A 2,992-nucleotide genomic window follows, 5' to 3' on the forward strand; every position below is an offset into this window, starting at 1 on the left:
GCTTGCAGTCGGGTGAAAGCGCTGCGCACCGGCATGTCGCTGGTGCCGAGTTCCTTGGCAAGCTTGCGCGAGGTCAGCTTCTGGCCAGGCTGCAACTGTCCGGACATAAGGGCCCGAACGAGCTCCAGATAGACTTTCTCATGCAGGGGAACGGTATCGACAGCGGTCAGTCCGATTCGCGATTTGTCGGCCATTGGCTCTGCGTTACTCGTCGTCCTGAAAGCTGCTTCGTCGCTGCCGCGGGGACAGGTTCCGATGGCATTGGGACGCACGATAGACGGTTAACGCGCGCTGCCGCAAGGGAGCGCGCGCCCGTCGCCCAACCGCGTCATTGCGACTGCGACGTTATCGAACCCCGATGCCCGCCAAAAGGCCGCCATCTATCCTGTAGTCGGCCCCGGTGCAGAAGCTTGCCTTGGACGAGCATAGGAACGCGATCAGGTCCGCCACTTCCTCCGGCTCGCCGATGCGGCCGAGCGGATGCGCTTCGCCGAAGCGTTTGAAGGCCGCCTCGACATCCGCATTGCGATCTTCGGCGCGGGCGGCGCGTTCGAGGATCGGGGTACGCACGGACCCCGGGCTGACGGAGTTCACGCGGATGCCTTTTCGGGCATAGTCGAGCGCCAGCGAGCGCGTCAGCGTGTGGATCGCGCCCTTGGTGGTGGCGTAGGCTGCGACATTCTCCTGGCAGGCGGTGCCCTGCACCGAGGCGACGTTTACGATGGCGCCGCCGCCGCGCTTGATCATCTCCGGTATGCCGAAACGGGCGGTGAGGTAGATCGATCCGACATTGACCGACATCGCCCGGTTCCAGGTCTCGAAATCCGTCGTCGTGGCCGTGCCGTAGGGATGCACGGCGGCCGAATTGACGATGACGTCCAGCCCGCCGAATTTCTCGACGCCGGAAGCGATCGCCCTCTCGACCTGGTCGGGCACGGCAACGTCCGTGGCGAGCACGAGGGCGGCGGCGCCCGCGCGGTTGAGCTCGGCCTGCAGCATCGCGTTGGCGGCTTGGTCGATGCCCAGCGCGATGATCGCGGCGCCGCCCTCGGCAAGACGGCGCGCGGTTGCCTCGGCGATCCCGGTCGTTCCCGTCACCAGGGCAACCTTGCCGTCGAAATCGTTCATGGACAAAACTCCTGCAATGATGAACGAAAGCGCCTGTCGGTGGTTCGTCGGAAGGCGCCGCGATCCCCTGATTTGACGGCCATTGTCATCCGACAATATGGTCGATCGCAACCACGCTGAAGCGCTCGCGCCGAAATGGGTTCGGTCCGATGCGGCTTTACGTCTTTGTTTTGATGCATGGCGGCCGTTCAGATACGACACGGATGAAAACGCATGCTTTGGGAGGCAGTCATGGAACAATGCTGGCGCTGGTACGGCCCGAACGACCCGGTCACACTCGACCACATCAAGCAGGCCGGGGCGACTGGTATCGTCACGGCGCTGCACGACATCTATGACGGCAACGCCTGGCCGCTCGACGCCATTCTCGAACGCAAGCGCATCATCGAGGCGGCGGGGCTGACATGGTCGGTGGTGGAGAGCATTCCGGTCCACAATTCGATCAAGACGGGGACGCCCGAGCGGGAGCGCTACGCCGGCTGGTACAGGGATACGATCCGGGCGCTGGCGAAGGCCGGCATTTCGACGATCTGCTACAACTTCATGCCGGTGGTGGACTGGACGCGCACCGACCTCATGTACCGGTTGCCGACCACCGGCTACGCGTTGCGCTTCGATGCGCTCGACTTCGCCGCCTACGACGTCTTCGTGCTGAAGCGGCCGAATGCCGAGGCGAGCTACGGTCCGGAGCGCCTTAAGGAGGCGGAAGCACGACTGAAGACTCTGAGCAACGACGACATCGAGAAAATAGAGCGCAATCTGATCGCCGGCCTGCCGGCCACCGAGCGCACCTACAATCGCGAGACGATGCGTCAGGCGCTTGCCGATTACGCCGCGATCGGCCCGGCCGAACTGCGCGCCAACCTCGCCTGGTTCCTGAAGGAGATCATTCCGGTCGCCGAGGAAGTCGGCGCGCGCATGTGCATCCATCCCGACGATCCGCCCTTCTCGCTCTACGGTTTGCCGCGCGTGGTTTCCACGGCGGACGACGCGCGCTTCATCGTGGGAACGGTCGACAGCCCGTCGAACGGACTGACCTTCTGCACCGGCTCCTACGGCGTGCGCGCCGACAACGACCTGGTCGCGATGATCGAGGAGTTCGGACCGAAGATCCATTTCGCGCATCTGCGCAACGTGACGCGCGAGGCGGATGGCTCGTTCTACGAGGCCGAGCATCTGGAAGGCTCGACCGACATGGCCGAAGTCATCCTGGCGCTGATGAAGGAGGGGGCGCGCCGGCGCAAGGAAGGCCGGTCCGACTGGCGCATCCCGATGCGGCCGGACCATGGCCATCTGCTCGCCGACGATATCGGCAAGACGAAGATCAATCCCGGCTATTCGCTGATCGGCAGGCTGAAAGGCCTTGCCGAGCTGCGCGGCATCATGCGCGCCGTGGAGCGGTTCGAGCTGGCCTGAGAGGCGGACGCCGAAGCGCTTGGCATGGCGGCCTGACCCGACGAGGTCGCCGCTGAACCGGGCCGCCGCTCAGTTGGAGGGAACGCTCTCCAATCTGCGTTGAGTCTCGTTCGTCCTGGCGACGTAGCTGCGCCAGCCGCCATAGGCCGAGATGTCCGTCGCCGCCAACAGGCCGACGCTCTCCGCCAGGAAACCCTTGGCCGAGGTGCCGTCGTCGAGCTCGATGGTGCCGATGCCGAGCGGCGGCGGGATGGCGGCGACGAAACGGCCGAAGGCATCGGCGCAAAGGCGCCAGACCTCGATCTCGATGGCGGTGCCGCCGTGGCCGACCCGGACAAGCCCGGGCTTGGGCGGGGTCTGGCCGGCGAGCTCATAGAGCTTGTAGGACGGCGTCGTCCGCGCCGACCTGCTGAAGCTTGCGCCGGCCTCCTTCAATTGGCCGTTGAGC

General features: G+C 65.2%; 3 protein-coding genes and 1 pseudogene. 1 reads left to right on the forward strand and 3 read right to left on the reverse strand.

Annotated elements, in window-relative coordinates:
* Positions 1 to 194 (reverse strand): GntR family transcriptional regulator (locus EOA28_RS30995; RefSeq protein ID WP_148670962.1); only part of this gene is annotated, 194 nt, incomplete at its 3' end.
* A 151-nt stretch (positions 195 to 345) separates the two neighbouring features.
* Positions 346 to 1,128: an SDR family oxidoreductase gene (locus EOA28_RS31000; protein ID WP_127250395.1), complete on the reverse strand. Its 783-nt coding sequence runs from the start codon at positions 1,126 to 1,128 to the stop codon at positions 346 to 348.
* A gap of 231 nt (positions 1,129 to 1,359) precedes the next feature.
* On the opposite strand from EOA28_RS31000, the gene uxuA reads away from it, so the two are divergent.
* Positions 1,360 to 2,544, forward strand: a complete 1,185-nt coding sequence (gene uxuA, locus EOA28_RS31005; RefSeq protein ID WP_128315624.1) for a mannonate dehydratase — start codon at positions 1,360 to 1,362, stop codon at positions 2,542 to 2,544.
* A gap of 69 nt (positions 2,545 to 2,613) precedes the next feature.
* Here uxuA and EOA28_RS31010 read toward each other — a convergent pair.
* Positions 2,614 to 2,992 (reverse strand): annotated as a pseudogene (locus EOA28_RS31010) (allophanate hydrolase); the annotation flags it as partial.

The sequence above is a fragment of the Mesorhizobium sp. M2A.F.Ca.ET.067.02.1.1 genome (assembly GCF_004023285.1).
Classification (GTDB): Bacteria; Pseudomonadota; Alphaproteobacteria; order Rhizobiales; family Rhizobiaceae; genus Mesorhizobium.

Coding starts and splice junctions, on each gene's coding strand:
- EOA28_RS31000 (WP_127250395.1), bottom strand. CDS start 1,128: ATGAACGATTTCGACGGCAAGGTTGCCCTGGTGACGGGAACGACCGGG.
- uxuA (WP_128315624.1), top strand. CDS start 1,360: ATGGAACAATGCTGGCGCTGGTACGGCCCGAACGACCCGGTCACACTC.